The following is a 21,030-nucleotide window of genomic DNA, read 5'->3' as shown; positions in this document are numbered from 1 at the left end:
CGAATATGAATCGAAGATATGCTCTTTTTGGCTGGCTGATATTGCTGGTCGCGGGGATCAGCAGCCCACGGGTGTGGGCGGAAAGCTGCAACACCACCGTTGGCGACATGACCATTAACACCCAGAACGTGCAGTACCTGCCGACGCTGCCGGTCAATTCGCAGATGTCGCATTCGCTGGCGGATAACGGCAGCGGTATTCACTTTACCTGTGACCTGCAGGCACCGGCTTCCGCCTGGAAAAGGCTGATTTACCAGCAGGTAGATACTTCCGGTGCCGCTATCGCGGTGAACGGGGTGCACATTTTTGCCAGTAAGCTCAGCGGGCTGGGCTATTCGCTGGGCTTTCAGTGCAACGGCGGGGCGGTGCACTACATCGATGGCACGTCTTCTCCGGCAGGGAAAGAGTCGGTCACCGTGTGCGACAGTGCCGATCTGCCTTCACTGCTTTCCGAGCGTGAGATTATTGTGAAGGCGTATGTCACCTTCTATAAAATTGGCGATGTGCAGTTGGTCAGCGGTAACCACGCTAACGTGGAGTCGCAGCCGCAGGTCGGGAAGCTGTATATGGAACAGCAGGATGCTTCAGGAAACGGCACGGCCACCTCGTCGCCGACGTTCCTGAGTTTGTCGGCCCTGAACGTGGATATTGGCTCCAGCGGCAGCTGCGAGGTCGCGACAACGACCATCAATGTTGGCCTGGGATCAGTCAATAAATCCGCGTTCAAAGGCGTCAATACCACCGGCGGCAGCGCGCAAAACTTTGCCATCCCGGTGTACTGCTCGCAGCCAACGGACGTACGCATCGGCTTTTTCGGCCTGGAGGCCGACGCCAGCCTGCCGGATACGCTGGCATTAACCCAGGGCGAGGGTACGGCTAAAGGCGTGGGTATTAAGCTGAGCTATGGCAGTAACGACGCGCCGGCACCGACCGCTGGCACCGCGGTGAAGCTTAACGAATCGGCGAATCTGCCGGTGCTGAAGAACGTGAAGGCCAGCAGCGTCTCCAGCGCCGAGCGTATCAACTTTACTGCGCAGTACGTACAGACGGGCAGTACCGTGAGTGCCGGCACGGCCAACAGCATGGCGACATTTACGCTGATTTATAACTGACGCTTGCCGTTGCTATGCCGCGCCATCCGGCGCGGCTAAACGTCGGATGGCGGCAGCGCCTGTAAAATGCGCAGCGCTTCTGCGTCGTTCAGCGGGTAGTCAAAGAAACGGCGGTAAAACGCCTGCGTCACGCTTGCCATGTTAACGTCCGGAAATAAGTCTGGATGCAGCATGGCTGCCGCCCATTGAATTTGTAGCGCGCTTTCGGTGCCATAGCGATCCCACGGGAAAACGCCCGCAGGGTTCTGTTGCACTCGATTGTTTTTCACCGCCTTCAGCCCGGCGAACAGCCCGGCGTAGGCAGAATTCGCCAGAGAACCGCAGTTCGCGCCCAGAATGATCACATCGGGTTGCCAGGCGAGTACCTGTTCCGGCGAGACTTCTCTCATATTTCCCTCTATACCCGCCGCCGCATTTTTGCCGCCGGCCAGCGTTATCCAGGTGTCGATCAGCGTTTTGCTTCCGTCCACTTTCAACGGCTTGAGCGATTGGATATGCAGTACCGTTGGACGCTGTGCGTCGGTAAGCCCCTGCGTTTTATGCTGCACGTTCTGGAGGACCGATTGTAGATACTGGTTGTAATCCGCCGCACGCTGACGTGCCGTTTGTGTTCCCAGCGCTTCAGCGGTGGTAGTGACGGATTTCATCAATGAGGGATAATCGGTAAATGCCATCTCGAGCGTCGGTAAGCCAGCCTGACGGTAGCTTTCTGCGCGATCGTTACCTCTGGCGGTAAAGACCAGATCCACCCGTTTTGCCAATAGGCTTTCCGGGTTAAAGGCCGTGCCGCGAACCTGGAGGGCGTGATGGAGCGTCGGGGTGATTTTAAACATCCACGGCTGGCTTTCGGGATGGTTAACGGTGGCGACAATCAGGCTGCCTGCACCCAGGGTCATCAGCACCGAATGGTGCGCAAACCAGCCGTCGGCAATTGCGCTAACCCGATCGGGTACTGTTACGGTATGACCAGCATCATCCACGACCTGACGTGAGGCCAGGGCGGGGAAGGCTAGCCACGCGCAGAGTAACCACGCATGGCGACGTTTCATATGAGTGCTCCTTAAAAATCAATCTGCATGGAGAGCTCAGCCTGACGCGGTGCGCCCAGCTGTGCGCTGGCGTAGCCCGCGCCGGTATAACCGGTCAGCGCGCCCGGGACCACGTTGGTCCAGTAGCGGCGATTGGTCAGGTTGGTGACGTCCAGACGGAAGGTGACCGGCGTATTGAACATGCGGGTCGCGTAGCTCCCGCCTACGTCGACGGTCGTATAGCTTCCGACCCAGCTATCGTTGGCATTATCGGTCGCGCGGCGACCGACGTAGCGTACATTGGTGTCAACATCGACGCCCGGCAACTGCTCGAGGCTATATACCGCCAGCATGCTAGCGGTGAATCGCGGCAGGCCGACGACCTGTTTGCCGTTAGCGCTTGCGCTTGCCGTGTCGTGCAGACGCGGATCGAGCCAGGTGGCACCGCCGAACAGGCGCAGGTTACGCGTGACGTGCCCGTCAGCCATCAGCTCCAGACCTCGGTTTTTCTGCGTGCCGTCTTCGGCAAAATCGCCGCTCTCATTGGTGTAGGCGAACGGACGTTTCGCCTGGAATAACGCGGCAGAGAGCATCAGATCGTCAATCGGAGCATATTTGGCCCCCACTTCAATTTGATGGCTACGGTACGGGTCGAGGATCTGTCCGGCATTGCTGGCGCCTGCCGGTGCGGTATCACCCTGCTGCATGCTATCAGCCCAGGTGGTGTACAGGGTGATATTGTCCAGTGGCTTATACATCAGGCTGGCTGAACCGCTGGCCCCGCGATCCTTTTTATCGCTGGTCTGCTGACGGGACTTATTGTAGTTACTGACCGTGAACAGATTTTCACTGCCGGAAAGCAGCAGGCTCCACTGCGGGCTAAAGTGCAGCGTGTCGCTCAGCAGAAAAGCGTGCTGAGTCGTGGTGGCGGATTGATAGCGACGGTTAAAGTCCGGGTACGGCGGTCGTGGATAGGTTGGGTGCTGATCCAGCGAGGAGTGACCGAGCGTGAAGGTCCCTCCGTTTACCGGATTATAGTTTTTCCACACGAAGCCGCGTACGCCGGTACTGATATCGTGCGTTAACCAGCCGGTGTCGACGCTGCCGGTCAGGTTAGCCATATAGCTATTGATCGTAAAGCGGCTGGCGGCCGAGTTGGCGGTGGTGGTGGTGTAACTGCCGCGATTGTCGGTCAGCGTGTTGGTCACGGTGGTTGATTCCCGATCCGCTATCTGGCGCAGCACGCCGACGTCCAGCAGCCAGTTTCCGTCGAAATCATGCTTCAGATGCAGGCTGGCGGTGCTGGTTTCATCGTCATTACCTGCGTAGCGCTGACCGTATTTCGCTTTGGTTGCGTCAAGCGGGGAAGGGAAGTGTACGCCTTTGGCCAATGCAAACGACCCGGCCATGCCTTTTTCATAATAGTGGTAGTAGCTGAAGTTGCTCTCCAGTACCGTTTTATCGGTCAGCTGGAAGTCCAGGCCCAGGCTCGCCAGCTGGCGGCGTTTATGGCTGCCGCTGGTATAGCCATGGCCCTCGTCATTGAGCAGGTTGAGGCGATATTTGACGCGGTCACCGTCGTCAATCGGTCCGCTGAAATCCAGCGCGGTTAACGCGCCGTTGCCGGTGCTAGCACCTACAGTGACGCGGTGCAGCGGAGTGTCGGTGGGGCGTTTGGAGACCAGATTAAACATCCCGGCAGGGTTGGCTGGGCCATAAAGCGATCCCGCAAGACCGCTCAGGACCTCCACGCTCTGGAACTGTTCAGCGGCGTATTCTGTGGTGGAGACAGCGTTCAGGCCATCAATCATATGGTTTTGCACCACGCTGCCCTGCATGCCACGGGTTTGCGGTCGGACGCCCTCTCCCTGAACGGAAGGCATATAGCGGTAAACATCCTTAACGCTTTTTAGCTGCTGTTGGTTTATCAACGACGACGACAGGGTTTGTACCGACCATGGAACATCAATCAGTGCGCGCTTACCCAGCCCGCCGATCGTGGCTTCTTTTTGTGAGGCCAGCGGCTCTTGCTGCGTGCCTTCTGCTGCCGCTGTGGAACTACCGGAGACCACCATGGTGTCTTCAGCGTAGCCAGGATGGGTGATGGCCAGGCATGACAGCGCCAGTAGGCCCATATTGAACGGTTTGCTTTTATAAGAGAACATTTTGAATTCAGTGTGTTAGCGGAAAGACTGGTGGTAAGCGAGTTACCATCGACGCATGAGGGGAACAGCTATTATTATTTGTGTGATGAATATGATGTGAGCTTTCGATATATAAGTCAATATATAACGAAGGGGTAGATCAGGCGAAAAAAAACGCCCAATGTTTCCATTGGGCGTCGGGTGTCGAGCGGGGGAAGAACGTTATTCGCTAACTTTTTTCTGCAGGTCAGCGGCACCTTCTTTGGTTTTATCCCAGCCTTCTTCAGCACCTTTTTTCGTGGCGTCCCAGCCTTTCTGGGAAGTCTCTTTGGTTTTGTTCCAGCCTTTCTGCGCACCTTCTTTGGTGGCATCCCACCCTTTTTCCGTGCCTTCTTTGGTTTTGTGCCAGGTCTTCTGAGCGCCTTCGCTGACCTGACTGCCGACGCTGTCGCTTTTGCCTTCAGCGGCGTGTTTGGATTTCAGTTTTAGCTCTTCGCCCTGATTTTGCGCCTGATGCAGTTTCTCTTTGGCAGTATTCGCGTGCGCCTGAGCCTCGGCGACCGTCTCATCGGTAGCGTGTGTGGTCGCAGCGAAAACCGGGGAAGCCAGCAGGAGTGCTGAAAGTGCAATCGTTGTTTTTTTCATCTTAAATCCTCATCAGTTTGTGAGCGTTAGAAAGCATGGCACAGACATTCTGATGCGGCTCTAGGAATAAACTGTAATTGAATCATTGTGTTCCCAAGGCGGTTTTCACCACCTGACAATTATCATCGTTCCAGCACGATGAGCGGCGCGTCATCGTGGGACTGCGTAACGCGCATTTCGGCCTGGTAAAGGCTGCGCAGCGCCGGTTCGGTCAACACCTCCTGCGGCGTACCGTTGCTGACGACTCGCCCCTTTTCCAGCAGTATGATGCGATCGGCGTAGCGTGCGGCGAGGTTGAGATCGTGCAGCACGCAGCAGACGTTAAACTGACGTTCCTGCACCAGTTGACGGAGCAGGCGAAACAGGTGCTGCTGGTGGTGAATGTCCAGCGCCGACGTGGGTTCATCAAGAAACAGCCATTTAGGCGAGGGCTCGGGCTCCCACAGCTGTACCAGTAATCGTGCCAGCTGCACCCGCTGCTGTTCGCCACCGGAAAGATGGCGATAGTCGCGAGCGGCCAGCTCGCTACAGCCGCAGAGTGCCAGAATGCGCTCGCTTTCGTCACCCGGATTGCGGGTTCGGTGAGGGTGGCGGCCCATACGCACCACTTCCATCACGCTGAACGGAAAGGCCATGTGACAGTTCTGGCGCATGACCGCTCGCGTTCTCGCCAGCTCTGCCGTTGGCCATTCGCTAAGTGGCTTACCTAACAGCGAACACTGGCCGCTATCCGGCTGCAGATAACCGGTTAGCTGGCGTAGCAGGGTGGATTTCCCCGCGCCGTTCGGCCCGAGAATAGCCACAATTTCGCCGCCGGGTAGCGTCAGAGAGACGTTATTCGTCAGGCGTCGCCCCTGAATGCTGTACGTCAGGTTACGGGCGTCAATCATAGCGCTCTCCGGGTACGTAAAATCAGCCATAAAAAGTAGGGGCCGCCGATCAGGCTGGTCAGCAGACCTACCGGCATTTCTGCGGGCTGGACCAGCGTACGCGCCAGGGTGTCGGCGACCAGCAGCAGGCTGGCACCTGCCAGCGTTGAGCAGGGGATGAGCCAGCGGTGGTCGGCGCCGATGGTCATGCGGATAAGATGCGGGATAACCAGACCAATAAAGCCAATCACCCCGCTGACCGATACCGCCGCGCCGACCAGCAGCGAGCTCAGCAATAACAGCTGCTGGCGCCTGCGTTTGACGTTGACGCCGAGGTAGTGCGCCTCTTCGTCCCCGAGCTGCAGCAGGTTAAGCGTGTTTGCCAGCCAGGCGGTGGCGAGCATGGCGGGAAGCGCAAAGGAGGCTGCTACGATCAGCGTGGGCCACTGCGCCTGCCCGAGGCTGCCCATCATCCACAGCGTGAGCTGGCGCAGCTGTTGCTCGTCGCCGATGTAGCTCAGGATACCTATCGCCGCGCCGCACAGGGCATTGATGGCGATGCCCGCCAGCAGCAGCTGCATCATGCCGCCGTGGGTGTGGCGCAGGCTGATGAGAAAGATCACCGCGCAAACCACCAGGCTGCCGGCGACGGCGAAGATCATCTGTTCATACAGCATCATCACCGCGGGGAGTGAAAGCGGAAAGATAATCGCCATGCCGACCATCAGCGCCGAACCGCTGCTGACGCCCAACAGGCCCGGATCGGCCATTGGATTGCGGAACAGTCCCTGCATGATGACCCCCGCCGTTGCCAGCGCGCCGCCAACCAGCACGGCCAGCAGCACGCGCGGCAGGCGAATATTGAGCCAGATATCGCGATATTGCTCGTCCAGCAGGGAGGTGAAGGTGATTTTTAGCGCACCCTGGCTGGCGCCAACCAGTACGAGCATCGCCAGTATCAGCAGCAGGCCGATAAAAACGCTGAAGGATGAGAGTGAATCCTTGAACACGCAAATCTCCATAACATCGATGCGGCGCTGCCGGGCAGCGCCGCGAAGGGATTAGGCCGGTTTAAGGCCCGGCTCGATCAGGCTGTAAACCTGATGATTGAGCGTTGGGGCGCTGGCCAGCGCCTGAATATGCGCCGCCACGTCGGCACGCTGCACAAAACCATGTACTTCCTGCTGCTGAATGCGCTGCGCTTTGCCGCTGCCCGCGCCGTTAAGCAGGCCGCCGGGGCGCAATATGGCATAGTCCAGCGTGCTGGTTTGAAGCCAGCTTTCCGCCAGCGTTTTTTCTCTGACCGCCTGACCAAATGCCGCCTTCGCACGTTCGGAAAGGAACGGCCAGCTGTCGCCGCAGCCCAGTGAGGTCACCAGAATCATCCGGCGGATACCCGCGCGCTCCGCGGCATCAATGACCGTCCGGTGCGCCAGGTAGTCGTGCGCGCCGCCCATGGTGGATATCACCGTGGCCGACGGGCCCGCGGCCAGGCAAGCCTGCGCAACGCACTTGGCGTCGCAGGCATCGCCGACGATTGTCGTTACGCCGCTAGCCTGTAGACGTGCAGCGGCCTCAGCGGTGCGCACAAGCGCCACGACCGGGCGTTTTTCGACCCGCGCGCGCTCAAGCGTCATGGCCCCCACGCCCTGTCCACCGGCACCAAAAATCAGCCACGGGCTCATCAGGCATCCCCTTTCAGCGCGGCGGCCAGGGTACGGAAGGCATCAACCTGCTCGCTCAGCAGCTGGCGGTGATCATCGCGGCCGAGGAAGATTTTGAACATCGCGCTACCCGCGGCGTTGAAGAACAAGATTGAGGCGGTATCCATCGCCATAAATTTACGTTCGACCAGCGCGATGTGGGTGCAGTTTTCCGCCTTGATGTGGCCGGTCATCCCCTTTTTACCGCGCAGGTTGAAGTAGCCGTGGCGGTGGAAACCGGACGGCAGCTCGCCGGTAAATTCCAGAATGACGTCAGCGGTATGCACCAGCGTGGTGACTTTGCCCCATTGGCAAACGCTGTCCCAGACGGTGTCAAACCGATCGCCGCTCACCAGCGTGTGGGACGGCAGATGGCGTACCACGTCCAGCAGCGTGGTGTTGTATTGCCCGGCGATGGCTTCCAGCGTGCCGTCGGGCTCGGTTTTTAAAAAGTCGTGCAGAGAAACGTTGCTCATCATTAGCTCCTGTTATGGGGTTTCTACCGCAATACGCGGTGCGTTAAGCTCCTGAATCAGTTCATCAAGAGACTGTAAAATGTTGCTGGCCCAAAAACGGCCTTCGTTGGTCAGACGCAGACAGGTGGAAGCGTCTTGGGTTAATCCCGCGCGGTGCCACTGTGCCAGCAGCGGAGCGAGACGGGCGGCGTGTGGCGTCAGATCGTCCAGCGGTACGCGAGCCGTTTCAACGCCAGCCTGTAGCGTATGTCGCCACTGGAAGCCACGGTCGGCGGTACGCATCATCATCATCAGCGGCTTTTTGCCGGCAGCGATGGCGTCATGCCAGTTGTTCAGATTGCGTTCGACCATCCACGAATAGCCATTGACTGAGCCGCCCGCGCCGGAACCCAGCGCCAGGCAGTCTGCGCCTTGCTTAATCAATAGGTTATAGAGATTGCGTTCGCGGGTGGTGCGCGCCCAGTGGCTGTTGCTAATACAGCGCCATCCGGCCTGCGCCATAAAGTCGCAGCCCTGGAGGTACAAATCGCGGCGTTCCGCTGGCTGCGGTACCTGAGTACGCCCATTTTCAACCGCTTTGCCGAGCGGCGTATTTGGCAACAGGTTCAATGCGTAGAGATCTACGCCGTCCAGGCCGATATCGCGGGCGATCGCCAGATCCTCGCCCCACAGCGTGGTATCCTGTCCCGGCAGGCCAAACAGCAGATCGCACACCACCGCGGCGCGATCGCGGCGCACCAGGCCTTCCATAAAGGCGATGGCGGTAGGGCCGTCGGAGGTGCGGGCCATTTTTTTACGGATTTTGCTGTTAAATGACTGAATACCAATCGAGAAACGGTTTGCCCCCGCGTCCAGGCAAGCGTCGATGCGCGCGTCATCAAAGTTCAGCACGCGGCCTTCAATGGTTATCTCACAGTCCGGTGCCAGCGGCAGACGTTCGCGCAGGGCGGTAATAATGCGTGCCAGATCGCGAGCGGAGAGCGCAGAAGGCGTGCCGCCGCCGAAGTAGACCGCATGAATCGGCGCGGACTGATGCAAAACGCTATCGGCCTCCATCGCAATTTCATGCAGCAGCGCGTCGGTATAACGCGCACAGCTATCTTCTTCATAACGGTTCTGATAGAAGCCGCAGAAGGTACAGTGGGTGGCACAAAACGGAATGTGCAGATACAGCAGGCGTTTGCGCGGCGGCGCGGCCTGGCTCAGTACCTGCTGCCAGGTGGGCTCCAGCTGTTCTTTGGCGATCGGAACGGCGCCTCGCCAGGGCATTGTCGCCCGGCGATCTTTGAAGGGCTGACCGCCCTTCTGCGCGAAGTGCGGGGTGAGATCCAGTTCGTTGTCGGTATTCAGCATAACGGGTATTTCAACATCCTTTAGTTTGGCCACAACTGGCGGTGCAGCGTTTCAACGGCGTCGGCGACGCGCGGGCCCATTCCCAGGATCAGTGCCTGATCGAGAGTGATGATCCGTTTATTTTTCCACGCGGCGGTGCGCGTGATGCCAGCGATGGTGCTCAGGCGGTTGATATCGCCTTCTACCATCTGTGAGGTAACGATAATGACCTGCGGATTGGCGGCGATCAGCGCTTCGGCGCTGTAGCTGCGATACTGCGGATGCTGAGCGACATTTTTCGCCCCCGCGAGCGTCATAATGGCGTCGGCAACGCTGCCTTGTCCGGCAACCTGCGGCGCGCTGCCGCCAGCGCTGAGAATAAACAGGGCGGTAACCGGCGCCGGCTGGCTGGCGGTGCTTTGGGCGACGTTGGCCAGACGCTGGCGAATGTTGTTAACCAGCGCGTTGCCTTTGTCGTCTTCGTTCAGCGTTTTCGCCAGTGCGTGAATATTGGCGTACATCTGCTCGACGGTTGCCGGAACGCGCGGCAGCGTAACGACGTCTACTTTCTGCGCCCGGAGCTGATCGAAGACGAGCTGCGGCCCCGCGTCTTGCCAGGTGATAAAGCGGCTGGGTCGCAGCGACAAAATGCCTTCGCTGCTGAGCTGTTTCCAGTAGCCAATATGCGGCAGGGCCGCGGTTTCTGGCGGGTAGCTGGTTGTTTCATCAACGCCGACTACGCGGTCACCCGCGCTCATGGCATAAATCAGTTCGCTCAGCGAACCGCCCGCAACCACAATGCGCTCGGCTGCCTGCGCGCTAAGCGCACAGGTTAAGGCCAGTAATCCTATGGCGAGTTTTTTCATCATCAGAAGTTCCAGGCAAAGCCGATGGCTGCGTTAAAGCCCGCCGCAGGAATGGATTCGTGCGCCGTGCGGTAGCGTTTATCGGTCAGGTTGTTGAGAGCAAGGTTGACCTGATACTGGTCGTTAGCACCGAATTCGGTATTGACGGCCAGGTTCAGCGTTGCCCAGCCGGGGCTGCGTGTTTCGGTACCGCTGCTGTCGTCCTTAGCGCTTGAGGCAGCGCGGATAAAGACGTCAGAGGTGACGTTCGCGGCGTTTAGCATCAGCGTGTGTTTGAGCCCAACGCGGCCGTTGATCGTGGGTTCACCGGTGTGAGTGGTTTTCAGCGTCGCGGTTTCGTACTGGCGGCGAATCAGGTTACCGCTGATGTAAGGGGAAACGGCCCAGCCGTTATATTCCGCGCTTAGCTCCATTCCCCAGGTTTTGGCTTTGTCCATGTTGTCGTAGTAATAGTAGCCGCCGCGTGAGGTGGCGCTATTGCCTTTGCAGACGGCTTCCCCTGCACAGGCTACGCTGGCGATATAGTCTTTGGCTTCGGAATAGTAGACGGCACCGTCGACCAGCCACATGTTACCGTTGTAGCGAGCGCCCAATTCAACATTATTGGAGTGTTCTGCTTTCAGGTCCGGATTCCCGTAGGTCACGCTGCCGCCGGCGGACGTTTGCATAAACAGCTGCGAAAGCGTAGGGAATACGTAGCCCTGGGCAAACGCTGCGCGTAGCTCAACGTTGTCGAAACCGGAGTAGCGCAGGCTGGTCGACGTGACCAGCTCGCTGTCATGCGCCGACTGCCCTGGGATCGAGGCATCGCTGGTGACGCCGGAAGCGGTTGATTGACCGTCACCGCGGGTCAGTTTTGATGACAGCCAGTACTGGCGAGCGCCCAGCGTCCACGTCCAGTTGTCGGCAAAGTGCCAGTCGTTCTGCGCGAACAGGGAGGTATTGCTTTGTTCTGACTCGTAATAAGAACGGGTTTGCGTTGCGGTATTGATCAAACCGGTCGCCGATTGATTGGTGGTATTCCCGGCTGACGTCTGAGATACCCGGTCGCGTTTATACTGTGCGCCCAGCACCAGGTTGTTATCCGCTGGCAGGGTAAAATTGCTTTGCAGCGTAAGGCCCTGGGTATACTGCTTATCGTGCGTGTGGGTCTGATTATGCACGGTCAGCGCCTGAATCATCGGGCTCGGAATGGCCTGCGTGGTTTTCACCTCATTCTCAAACTGGCGCTCGATCGTCTGCTGATAAGCGTCAATATGGATCTTTTTCAGGTAGTCGCCGTCTACGTTTATATCGTAGAACAGGCCCACTTTTTCGCGCTCCAGCTTCGGAATTTTTACGCTAAAGGCGTCATAAGCCCCTTCGGTATCTTCAAAATAGGTCTGGGTAGAGAGCCGGTAGCGATCCAGCGACAGGCCAAAGTGCTGGTTGTCGAGGTTATAGCCCAGCCAGATAGCCTGGCTGTTATTGCGGTTGTGGGTGTCCGGCAGGCGGCCGTCAGGGGTTTTTCGGTCGCCCTGGTCGGAATAGCTGCCGTTAATGCGGTAGTCGAATTGTCCGATGCTGCCCCAGGCCGCGGCCGACTCTTCCCAGCCTGCGGTTGAGGAGTTGTAGACCGCTTTTACGGTTCCCGCGATGGGCTTGTCGCCGCCTTTCCGGGTGATAAAGTTCACCACGCCGCCGATGGCCTGTGAGCCATAGAGCACGGAATAAGGGCCTTTCACGACTTCAATACGTTCCAGCGCCGATTCATCGATCAGCAGACCGACGCCATAGTTATCGCCAGCACGCTGGTAGGTTACTTCCTGCCCGTCAATGAGGATCAATACGCGAGAAGAGGCTTCGCCACGAATGCGAATCTGCTTACGGCCGGCCAGCGAGTTATCGGTGACTTCAACGCCGGGGATATCTTGCAGATCGTCAGCAATGGAGGTGCTGGTGGCATTTTTCAGCGTTTGCTGGTCAATCACCTGAATGGTTGCCGGGCTTTCCCAGAGGCTGCTCTGCGCACGATTCGCCGTCACCACAAGCGTTTCTTCTTTAGGCGCTGCGTTTTGTGCTGCGTTTGCCGTGGTCGTGCCCACGGTGGCGGAAATACATATCGCTAGGGCCGAGAGTGCGAATGACCCCCGTGAGACGGTGTGTAGCATCATTAAACCTGTAAATGTATATGAGTATGATAATGATAATTAGTATCAAATAGACTTACATATGAAGGTCTGTTGCGTCCAGCATTGAACATTCAAACGAAATGCATCTTTGATTTTGGTCAATTTATGCAGGTGGTAACAGACTGTTTTTCCAGTTAATTACCTGTCACTGTTAATAATTATGCGCCTAATTTTTTCGGCTTTTTGCTAGGAAAGCCGGCGGCCGAGTAACGCTGTAGCGACCCGTCAGGTAAACTGTTCCGGTTTGCATTTTCAGGGGAGTAGAGACGTCATGGTTCTGGGTGATTAGCGGGTGATGATAAATAAAATTTGCTGGGGGTTGTTGGTGCTGGCGTTGATAGCCAGCTTTGGGTTCGTTTATCCCGTTTTGGCGTGGCTGCTACTGATCAACATCCTGACCTTTCTGATTTACGGTGCGGATAAGCTTGCCGCCCGCAAAAGCTGGCAACGCGTACCGGAAAAAACGCTGCTGGCGTTTGGGCTGGCAGGCGGGTGGCCTGCCGCCTGGCTTGCGCAGCAGGCGTTCCGCCACAAAACGCAGAAACAGCCGTTCAGACGCTGGTTTTTTGGCAGCGTGGTTTTAAACCTCGCGGCGGTAGCGGCGGCGCTCTACCTCTGGCGGGGAGGGAGCTGGTAGCGAGACAGCGTGCCACATTGGCGGCCGTTGACTCAACGCACCAGGCCCATCCCGGCACGGAGCTGGTGCGTCAGGAATATCAGGATGGCTGCCCTGCCGGTGAACCTAAATACCGATGGTAAAAGGGAATAAGCTGCGCCAGCGCTTGCGACGTGGCTTCCGGGCGATCGTACAGATCGTAGTGAGAGGCACCGTGTACAACCTGAAGCGTTTTTTCCGTGGAGCGGGCGCGCTGATACAGCTCATAGCCGTCGCGGTATGAGCCAAAACCGCCGGGAACATCGCCAATAACAATATGCAGCGGCTGCGTCAGTAATTTTTCCGTAAAGGCAAATGCATCCCAATTTAACGCAGGGGCGATACTGGTAAAGCGCAGTTTGTTAGGTGAGCCGGTCTGACGTCCTCGTGGGGTGGTGTAATAATCCACCGCTTCAGCGATGTCGATATCGGTAATGCCTGATTCGGCCAGCTCAGCCATATCGGCAGGAATGTAGCCCACCACCAGAGGGTCGCTTCCACGGGCTTCCGCGGTGCGTTGTTTACCCAGCGCCTCAATCGTCTTGAGTGCGGCATCAGGGCTCGCGTCTCCCTCACGCAAGATGCGTCCATAGTTGGCAGCAACCACGGTTGCCACTGCACGGAAACGGTGGTCCGTGGTCGCGGCATTCACGGCATACCCGCCGCCGCCGCAGACGCCTAATACGCCAATGCGATCTTCATCGACATAGGGTAAGGTCACGAGATAGTCGATGGCGCAGCGAAAATCTTCCACCCGAGTGGCCGGGTTTTCGCTGAAACGCGGCTCGCCCCCGCTTTCGCCCTGCGTCGACGCATCAAAAGCCAGAGTGATAAATCCCGCCTCAGCCAGCTTTTGCCCATAGATTGCGCCCGATGTCTGTTCTTTGCAGCTACTGATGGGGTGAGCGCAGACAATGGCCGGGTATTTTTGATGCGGGGTAAATCCCTCCGGGAAGCGGAGAGTCGCTGCAACCTGCCAGCTGTTGTGCTTAAAGGAAACGGATTGTTGGTTCGTCATTGTATGAACTCCTGAAACGGGTTGCGGTGCCTAACGTACTGTTGCTTTCAAACAGCTACCTGCGTCATTCGCCAGTTTATCCGCGGTAATACACGACGCCTTGGCGAACAGATCATCGTCATTCATTCCGCTGTTTTCGAAAGCGTGGGCGACGTGTGCGGTGACGATGAAGTGATGATAGGGCTGGACACTGCTTTTGATTAGACGGAATAATGTGATGTCAGTTATTAGCGTGGCTTATTAATATGATCAAAGAGAACCTCAACGATCTCCTCATATTCCTGACGGTGGTTCGGGAAGGCAGTTTCACGCGCGCCGCAGCAAAAGCCGGGACGTCGCAGTCGGCGGTGAGCCAGACCATCAGTAATCTGGAAGCCCGTTTGCAGCTTAAATTGCTCAATCGCACCACCCGAAGCCTGACGCTAACCGAAGCGGGCGAACGTCTGGCGCAGCGGATTGGCCCAGCCATTGAAGAGATTGCCGAGGGGTTGGATCAGCTGGCTGAATGGCGGGATAAGCCTGCGGGCAGGGTGCGCATTTCCGCCGATGAATATGCTATCCAGCAGGTATTGTGGCCGAAACTGGCGCCGGTGCTGAGAAACTATCCCGATATTCACCTTGAGCTCATCACGGATTACGGCCTGGTGGATATTGCCAAAGAGCGTTTCGATGCTGGCGTACGCCGAGGAGGGCTGATCGCCCAGGATATGGTTGCGATACCGATTAGCGCCGAGCATCGTATGGCGGTCGTGGTGTCGCGCGATCATCTGCCCGCGCAAGGTTTACCAGAAAACCCGGAACAGCTACTGGCATTACCCTGTATTAATTTGCAGTTGCCTACGCATGGGCAGAATTTGTCATGGACGTTTTTGATTAATGGGCAGGAGCAAAAGTTACGCGTGCAGGGGCAGATTATTGTTAACGGCATTAATCAAGTTCATCAAGCCTGCCTTGACGGCTATGGATTTGCATATGTTCCGCAGGCATTAGTGCAACATGATATTACCTCTGGCAAACTGCTCTCGGTACTTGAACGTTTCACCATTACCTATCCGGAATATTATTTATATTATACAAGCCGCTTGAAATCGTCGGCGGCGTTCAATGTCATTGTTGAGGCGCTAAGATATAAACAGCTTTAATACCAGAGTTCCCAATGTTATTGCTGTGGTTTTAAATATTATTACGATGGTCCAATTATGAATAATGAAAAAGGAATCGGAAGGTGAATTTGAAAGGGGTTATCCATAATGTTAACTATTGTTGAATTTAAAGTAACACCTCGTAAAATCGAGGTGTTTTCATTTTCATAGACGAGTATTTAACTGTCATGATATAATGCGGCGGAAAAACATGCGGGTTATTAACCGGTATGTAATGTGAATAAATTTTCGAGGAGACTATTCCAGTGGGACGTAAATGGGCCAACATTGTTGCTAAAAAAACCGCCAAAGACGGTGCAACATCTAACGTATATGCAAAGTTCGGTGTGGAAATCTATGCTGCTGCGAAACAAGGTGAGCCGGACCCGGAATCAAACTCAGCTTTAAAATTCGTTATTGAACGTGCGAAGCAAGCGCAGGTTCCAAAGCACGTTATCGATAAAGCCATTGATAAAGCTAAAGGTGGCAGCGACGAAACGTTCGTACAAGGGCGTTATGAAGGCTTTGGGCCGAATGGTTCCATGGTTATCGCTGAAACGCTGACTTCCAATGTAAACCGTACCATTGCTAATGTTCGCAACATTTTCAATAAAAAAGGCGGAAATATTGGTGCGACGGGTTCTGTCAGCTATATGTTTGACAATACTGGCGTGATCGTATTTAAAGGAACCGATCCTGACCGTATTTTTGAAATTTTGCTGGAAGCTGAAGTTGATGTTCGCGATGTAACCGAAGAAGAAGGGAATATCGTTATTTATACCGAAGCAACAGATCTTCATAAAGGCATTGCCGCGCTTAAAGCAGCCGGGATTACTGAGTTCACATCAACAGAATTAGAACTGATCGCGCAATCAGAAATTGAACTTTCGCCAGAAGATTTAGAAGTCTTTGAAGGGCTGGTTAATGCCCTTGAAGATGACGATGATGTTCAGAAAGTTTATCATAACGTTGCAAATCTCTAATTATATATTAAAAGAATCTGCCGTTATGGCAGATTTTTTATCTTTTTAATTTTTATAAAAATTAATGTAGCCAGAAGCGATGGTGATATTAATGGCTGCTGCTCAAAAGTCATCTCCCGAATTTAAATTTCAGGCCTTTATTCTCTTCGCGGTCGGTAGCGTATTGTGCCGTCTGGGTACACGGCACAATGGTTGAGCAGGCGATTAAGCCTTTTCGGCGATCACGTCCTGGACCAGCCAGTCATGGAATATTTTTACTTCATGCCGCATGGCGTGATGTTGCGGGGTCACCAGATAATAGGACCATGTGAGCGGCCAGCGATGCCTGGGGTGCAGCAGGACCAGTTGTTCGGTTGCGATAAGCTGCTTCACCAGCGCGTATCGTACAATTGCCACCCCACGTCCGCTCAGGGCCGACAAAACGACGGCGGCTGTGGAATTGATGTGCAAGCCGTTTTCGTGGGCCGCGGGCGCGCCGACCGCGCTGAGGACATCATCCCATGAGGGAAAATGCGCGCCGGGGTGCGGCGTGTCATCATGGATCAGTTTCTGCGCGGCGAGCCATTCACCGCAGGTGGTTTTCTCCGCGGGTACCAGGCGCGGGCTGCAGACCAGCACCGCTTCTTCGTCCATTAGCCAGGTTTTATTCACGCCCGGCCAGTCTCCCTGACCGCAGCGAATGCCTATATCGGCTTCGCCGTGTGACACGTCCATGAGCTTTTCGGTGACGTTGAGCCGTAGGTCAATGCTTTCATGGGTTTCAGAAAAGTGATTCAGCCGTTCCATCAGCCAGTTCATCATCAGCACCTGTGAGGCGGTTACGACAACAACAGAACGAGCCCGCCGCCCACGTAGTTTATTTAATCCGGACTCCAGCTTATCGAGCCCTTGGGTAATGTCCTGTAAGGCGTCCTGCGCTTCATCCACCAGCGTCAGGCGCTCCTTACCTGAACGGGTACGGTGAAGTAGCGGATGCCCAACCCAGTCTTCCAGCGAGCGAACAAGCTGGCCTACGGCCGCAGATGTGACGCCCAGTTCCTGCGCTGCGCCGGTAAAGCTGCCGTGCCGAGCGGTGGCTTCAAAGGCGTGCAGCCATTTCAGTCGGTTAAGCGATCGCATGACCTCTGTCCTGATTGATTATTTTCTTCAGTATACGCCGCCGAGAAAGATTTTCTTTTCTGTGCCGTTATTTCTTCTCAGTCGTCAATCACCGCTCTGGGTGACATTCTGCTGCCACACGATGAAAAGCAGCGCTTTTCATCAATGACAACCAGATGATTTGAACGAGGTTAGCGATGAACGCATCTTTTGCCGGTAAAAAACTGTTAGTGGTCGGCGGGACGAGTGGTATGGGGTTCGAAACGGCGAGGCTGATCCTGAAAAACGGTGGCAGCGTGGTACTGGTCGGCCATCGTCAGGATAAAGCCGAGCAGGCTCGCCGGGCGCTGGCCGCTGATGGGCAGGTTTCCATCATCGTTGCAGACCTGATGAAAGAAGACGGAATGCAGCAAGTGATGAAGACCATTAACACTGAACATAAAGATATCAATTTGTTGGTCAACGCGGCTGGCGTGTTCTTTCCGAAAGCGTTCATCGAACATGACATGTCTGATTACGATAAGTATATGAGTATCAACCGCGCGACCTTCTTCATCACCCGCGATGTGGTGCGTAATATGGTTGACGGCGGTTTGAAAGGCTCCATCGTTTACATCGGCTCTATGTGGGCGCAGCAGGCTATCGGTGCTACCCCGTCTTCAGCCTACTCTATGGCGAAAGCGGGCCTGCATGCGTTGACTAAAAACCTGGCCATTGAGCTGGGAGGGAAAGGCATCCGCGTCAATGCCGTCTCTCCGGCGGTTGTTCACACGCCAATTTATGAAGGCTTTATTGCGAAAGCTGACGTGAAGAATGTGATGAATAGCTTCGACAGCTTCCACCCGATTGGCCGCGTGGGAACGCCGGAGGATATTGCTGAAACTATTGCCTTCCTGCTCTCTGATAAGACTGAGTGGGTCACCGGTGCTATCTGGGATATCGATGGCGGCGTGATGGCGGGTCGTAACGCCTGATGACCATGCTGCAGGCGGCGCTGGAGTCATTAAGCAAATGCAGGCTGTGCGCGATGGGCAGGTGACTGACGCGCACAGGAGCGCATTGCTGGTGAAAAGGCGGTGATGCGCGCTTGGTCTGGCTCCCTTTTATCATGGGTGCACGTTCGGTAGACCGCTGCATTGCGGGTACCGATTTTATGGGCTTCTGGCGGGTTATTCCTTGAAGCGACAGACACAAAAAAGCCCGCAGGGCTTGCGCCGTGCGGGCTCTTAGGACTTCATCGGATGACTCTGGTAATCACCGATGGAGAATTTTGGTGGTGGGACACTTGCCCGCCACCGACAGTAGCATGAATGTACGCAAAACAGGATGCTCCTACTCTTGCGTACCGATGCGAAAGGTTTGACCGGGGCACATCCTACCTCAAAACCCGCTTGGTTCGATCACTTTTCGACGATCGAGACTGGATAGCAATCTTTACCCTTGTCCAACCGGGGCCAAAGCATCCATGTACAGCCAAGGCCTCCCAGACCACCCGCAGGACTTGCTACCTTCCCGAAACAGAGCGTTCATGGACTCCCATTCACCACAAGGAGTTCACCATGACCACCACCCACTTCGATCAACTGCAACTCGCCGAGCGCTGGGGCTTGTCAACAGCGACCCTTGAACGCTGGCGCACGAACGGCACCGGTCCGAAGTATATCCGGCTACCTGGAAAGGTTATCTACCGTCTGTGCGATATCGAGGCCTACGAAAACAAATGCCTGGTGTCATCGACTGCCGAATTCAGAAAAGGACCGTGGAAATGACTTTACGGTCATTTATCAATCATCTTTACCAAACAGATCACGCGTGTATACCTTGTCGATCACATCTTCCAGGACATTTGCCATTCGGTTACTGACGATGACGTCGGCTTCTTTCTTGAATTCGTTGAGGTCTTTAACCACACGCGAGTGGAAGAATTCAGGTTCATTAAGAGCCGGTTCGTAGATGATGACATCAACGCCCCTGGCCTTGAGGCGCTTCATGATCCCTTGGATGCTGGATGACCGGAAGTTATCGGACCCAGCCTTCATGATGAGGCGATAGATCCCTACTACCTTTGGATTGCGTCGCAGAATGTCGCCAGCTATAAAGTCTTTACGTGTGGTGTTGGATTCAACGATGGCGTGAATCAGGTTCTGCGGCACGTCGCGATAGTTGGCCAGCAGCTGCTTGGTGTCTTTGGGCAGGCAGTAACCCCCATAGCCGAAGCTGGGGTTGTTGTAATGCGTGCCGATACGTGGATCGAGGCCAACACCGTCGATGATCTGCTTAGTATCGAGGCCATGGGTGGCGGAGTAGGTATCAAGCTCGTTAAAGTACGAGACCCGCATGGCCAGGTAGGTGTTAGCAAAGAGCTTGATAGCTTCGGCTTCCGTGGCATCAGTAAAGAGGACGGGAATGTCCTTCTTGATGGCGCCTTCATTGAGCAGACCGGCGAAGATCTCGGCGCGCTTGGAGCGCTCACCCACGACGATGCGCGACGGATGCAAGTTGTCATAGAGGGCCCGGCCTTCACGCAGGAACTCGGGCGAGAAGACAAGATTCTTCGTACCCATGGCTTCGCGAGTTTTGACGGTATAACCCACGGGGATGGTCGACTTGATGACCATGGTGGCATTCGGATTAATCGCCATAACGTCACGAATCACCGTCTCAATGGATTTGGTATTGAAGTAGTCGGTTTCCGGGTCATAATCAGTCGGGGTAGCGATAATGATGTATTCCGCCCCTTCGTAAGCGTCCTTCTTATCGAGCGTAGCCCGGAAGTTCAATGGCTTGTTCTTAAGGTAGTCCTCAAGTTCTTTGTCATCAATAGGGGACTCATTGCGATTGAGCATCGCGACCTTCTCAGGGACGATGTCGAGGGCTACGACTTCATGGTGCTGCGACAGCAGTACACCGTTTGAAAGACCTACGTAACCGGTTCCAGCGATTGCTATCTTCATTTTTATCTCTTAAACCAGGGCGGAAGACAAACATAATCGGTTTGCTTACTGTTATGCACTTTTAACCTATCAATAACGTAGCCGATACTGCGGAGTCGCGCCTCAATATCATCAAAATCTACAGAATAATTCTGTGACAAATTCATCTCCCACTCAAAAACAATGACAGGAAGACAATTGGATATCGTCGATAGTGCGCCCAAAATAACCTCACCATCAGCTCCTTGAACATCAATTTTTATAAATACAACATCGCTCAGGCGATAACTATCGAGTGTTCGTGCACTATGCTGAAATAAACCACTCCCTTTTTCACTAAACGAATAGGCCCCAAGATTATCAGAAGAAATACCGTCAAAAAAACCTGATGAGTCAAGTGGCAGTGGAATTTCTTGAGCACTTTCATCAGCCATAGAAAGACTAACATCTCTGGAATACAATCCATTATTGTGTATTGTTATATTTTCAATTCCATTGAGAATGAGAGTTGCGCGCAACACCCTAAAGTTAAAATCGTTTGGCTCAAAACAAATTACGTTAGAAAAGTAATGACTAAATGCGATAGCAGATGAACCAAAATGACCGCCAACATCTATCGCCACACCATTTCTCTGTTTGGCTACATCAGAAGCCAAGCGGACGATATGACTATCCCAATAGCGGCCAGTCATAATAGCCTCTGATATAATTTCACCCCTCTTGAGAATTAGAAAACCATACTCCGTATTGACAAGTGTAAAGTCTTTAGTTTTAGTACCATTCCTGATGTCACATATCTGTGCAAAGTGATCCTTTAGTTCAAACTCAATAGGATTAAATCGCTGGACAATAGCT

20 protein-coding genes are annotated in these 21,030 nt (G+C 55.1%); 6 read left to right on the top strand and 14 right to left on the bottom strand.

All coding sequences use genetic code 11. The features are described 5' to 3' along the window. The first annotated feature begins 5 nt into the window (after positions 1 to 5). The gene (locus tag V6942_RS06805; RefSeq protein WP_106928360.1) at positions 6 to 1,112 is read left to right on the top strand and encodes a fimbrial protein; all 1,107 of its coding nucleotides are present in this window, start codon (positions 6 to 8) and stop codon (positions 1,110 to 1,112) included. A 35-nt stretch (positions 1,113 to 1,147) separates the two neighbouring features. On the opposite strand, the gene V6942_RS06800 is transcribed toward V6942_RS06805, so the two are convergent. From V6942_RS06800 to V6942_RS06755, 10 genes are all read right to left on the bottom strand, one after another. Next, on the bottom strand, positions 1,148 to 2,161 hold the full coding sequence (locus V6942_RS06800) for an ABC transporter substrate-binding protein (RefSeq protein ID WP_182930153.1): 1,014 nt from the start codon (positions 2,159 to 2,161) through the stop codon (positions 1,148 to 1,150). Between the two features lie 11 nt (positions 2,162 to 2,172). Continuing rightward, positions 2,173 to 4,305, bottom strand: a complete 2,133-nt coding sequence (locus tag V6942_RS06795; protein ID WP_182930154.1) for a TonB-dependent receptor — start codon at positions 4,303 to 4,305, stop codon at positions 2,173 to 2,175. 201 nt (positions 4,306 to 4,506) lie between these two features. Further along, entirely contained in the window at positions 4,507 to 4,929 is a 423-nt protein-coding gene (locus V6942_RS06790) for a hypothetical protein (protein WP_106928366.1), read from the bottom strand. Positions 4,930 to 5,051: 122 nt separating this feature from the next. Continuing rightward, positions 5,052 to 5,819, bottom strand: a complete 768-nt coding sequence (locus V6942_RS06785) for a heme ABC transporter ATP-binding protein (RefSeq protein WP_106928367.1) — start codon at positions 5,817 to 5,819, stop codon at positions 5,052 to 5,054. Continuing rightward, positions 5,816 to 6,808: a FecCD family ABC transporter permease gene (locus tag V6942_RS06780; protein WP_227673946.1), complete on the bottom strand. Its 993-nt coding sequence runs from the start codon at positions 6,806 to 6,808 to the stop codon at positions 5,816 to 5,818. The genes V6942_RS06785 and V6942_RS06780 overlap by 4 nt, the downstream gene beginning before the upstream one ends. Positions 6,809 to 6,859: 51 nt before the next feature. Next, positions 6,860 to 7,483 (bottom strand): SDR family oxidoreductase, encoded by a 624-nt coding sequence (locus V6942_RS06775; RefSeq protein ID WP_182967221.1) that lies wholly within the window; start codon positions 7,481 to 7,483, stop codon positions 6,860 to 6,862. Beyond that, positions 7,483 to 7,977, bottom strand: coding sequence for a heme utilization cystosolic carrier protein HutX (gene hutX / locus V6942_RS06770; protein ID WP_182930156.1), 495 nt, complete (start codon positions 7,975 to 7,977; stop codon positions 7,483 to 7,485). The genes V6942_RS06775 and hutX overlap by 1 nt, the downstream gene beginning before the upstream one ends. A 12-nt stretch (positions 7,978 to 7,989) precedes the next feature. Continuing rightward, a complete protein-coding gene (gene hutW / locus V6942_RS06765) occupies positions 7,990 to 9,327 on the bottom strand; it encodes a heme anaerobic degradation radical SAM methyltransferase ChuW/HutW (RefSeq protein WP_333501052.1) in 1,338 nt (445 codons plus the stop codon). Between the two features lie 23 nt (positions 9,328 to 9,350). Beyond that, positions 9,351 to 10,175, bottom strand: coding sequence for a heme/hemin ABC transporter substrate-binding protein (locus V6942_RS06760; protein WP_333501051.1), 825 nt, complete (start codon positions 10,173 to 10,175; stop codon positions 9,351 to 9,353). 2 nt (positions 10,176 to 10,177) lie between these two features. Continuing rightward, entirely contained in the window at positions 10,178 to 12,325 is a 2,148-nt protein-coding gene (locus V6942_RS06755) for a TonB-dependent receptor (RefSeq protein WP_333501015.1), read from the bottom strand. A 313-nt stretch (positions 12,326 to 12,638) separates the two neighbouring features. Here V6942_RS06755 and V6942_RS06750 point away from each other — a divergent pair, with 313 nt between their 5' ends. Beyond that, positions 12,639 to 12,983: a DUF1294 domain-containing protein gene (locus V6942_RS06750; RefSeq protein WP_182967223.1), complete on the top strand. Its 345-nt coding sequence runs from the start codon at positions 12,639 to 12,641 to the stop codon at positions 12,981 to 12,983. Between the two features lie 79 nt (positions 12,984 to 13,062). Here V6942_RS06750 and V6942_RS06745 read toward each other — a convergent pair whose 3' ends face one another. Beyond that, positions 13,063 to 14,019, bottom strand: coding sequence for an alpha/beta hydrolase (locus V6942_RS06745; RefSeq protein ID WP_182967225.1), 957 nt, complete (start codon positions 14,017 to 14,019; stop codon positions 13,063 to 13,065). A 245-nt stretch (positions 14,020 to 14,264) separates the two neighbouring features. On the opposite strand from V6942_RS06745, the gene V6942_RS06740 reads away from it, so the two are divergent. Together V6942_RS06740 and V6942_RS06735 are read left to right on the top strand one after the other, a co-directional pair. After that, positions 14,265 to 15,161 (top strand): LysR family transcriptional regulator, encoded by an 897-nt coding sequence (locus V6942_RS06740; RefSeq protein WP_223878946.1) that lies wholly within the window; start codon positions 14,265 to 14,267, stop codon positions 15,159 to 15,161. Positions 15,162 to 15,427: 266 nt separating this feature from the next. Then, positions 15,428 to 16,144, top strand: coding sequence for a YebC/PmpR family DNA-binding transcriptional regulator (locus V6942_RS06735; protein WP_106928379.1), 717 nt, complete (start codon positions 15,428 to 15,430; stop codon positions 16,142 to 16,144). A gap of 204 nt (positions 16,145 to 16,348) precedes the next feature. Here the strand turns inward: V6942_RS06735 and V6942_RS06730 are convergent, their stop codons facing one another. Then, entirely contained in the window at positions 16,349 to 17,263 is a 915-nt protein-coding gene (locus V6942_RS06730; protein WP_333501014.1) for a LysR substrate-binding domain-containing protein, read from the bottom strand. Positions 17,264 to 17,439: 176 nt separating this feature from the next. Between V6942_RS06730 and V6942_RS06725 the strand changes: the two genes are divergently transcribed. Beyond that, positions 17,440 to 18,216: an SDR family oxidoreductase gene (locus V6942_RS06725; protein WP_333501013.1), complete on the top strand. Its 777-nt coding sequence runs from the start codon at positions 17,440 to 17,442 to the stop codon at positions 18,214 to 18,216. A gap of 585 nt (positions 18,217 to 18,801) precedes the next feature. Further along, positions 18,802 to 19,011 (top strand): helix-turn-helix transcriptional regulator, encoded by a 210-nt coding sequence (locus tag V6942_RS06720; RefSeq protein ID WP_153429521.1) that lies wholly within the window; start codon positions 18,802 to 18,804, stop codon positions 19,009 to 19,011. 15 nt (positions 19,012 to 19,026) lie between these two features. Here the strand turns inward: V6942_RS06720 and V6942_RS06715 are convergent, their stop codons facing one another. Next, entirely contained in the window at positions 19,027 to 20,196 is a 1,170-nt protein-coding gene (locus V6942_RS06715) for a nucleotide sugar dehydrogenase (RefSeq protein WP_333501012.1), read from the bottom strand. Positions 20,197 to 20,198: 2 nt separating this feature from the next. Continuing rightward, on the bottom strand, positions 20,199 to 21,030 hold an 832-nt coding region (locus V6942_RS06710), incomplete at its 5' end, for an FkbM family methyltransferase (protein ID WP_333501011.1).

The organism is Kluyvera genomosp. 2 (assembly GCF_036759865.1).
GTDB lineage: Bacteria > Pseudomonadota > Gammaproteobacteria > Enterobacterales > Enterobacteriaceae > Kluyvera > Kluyvera ascorbata_B.
Note: the sequence above shows the minus strand (reverse complement) of the source record. Positions and strands in the feature narration are given on the sequence as shown.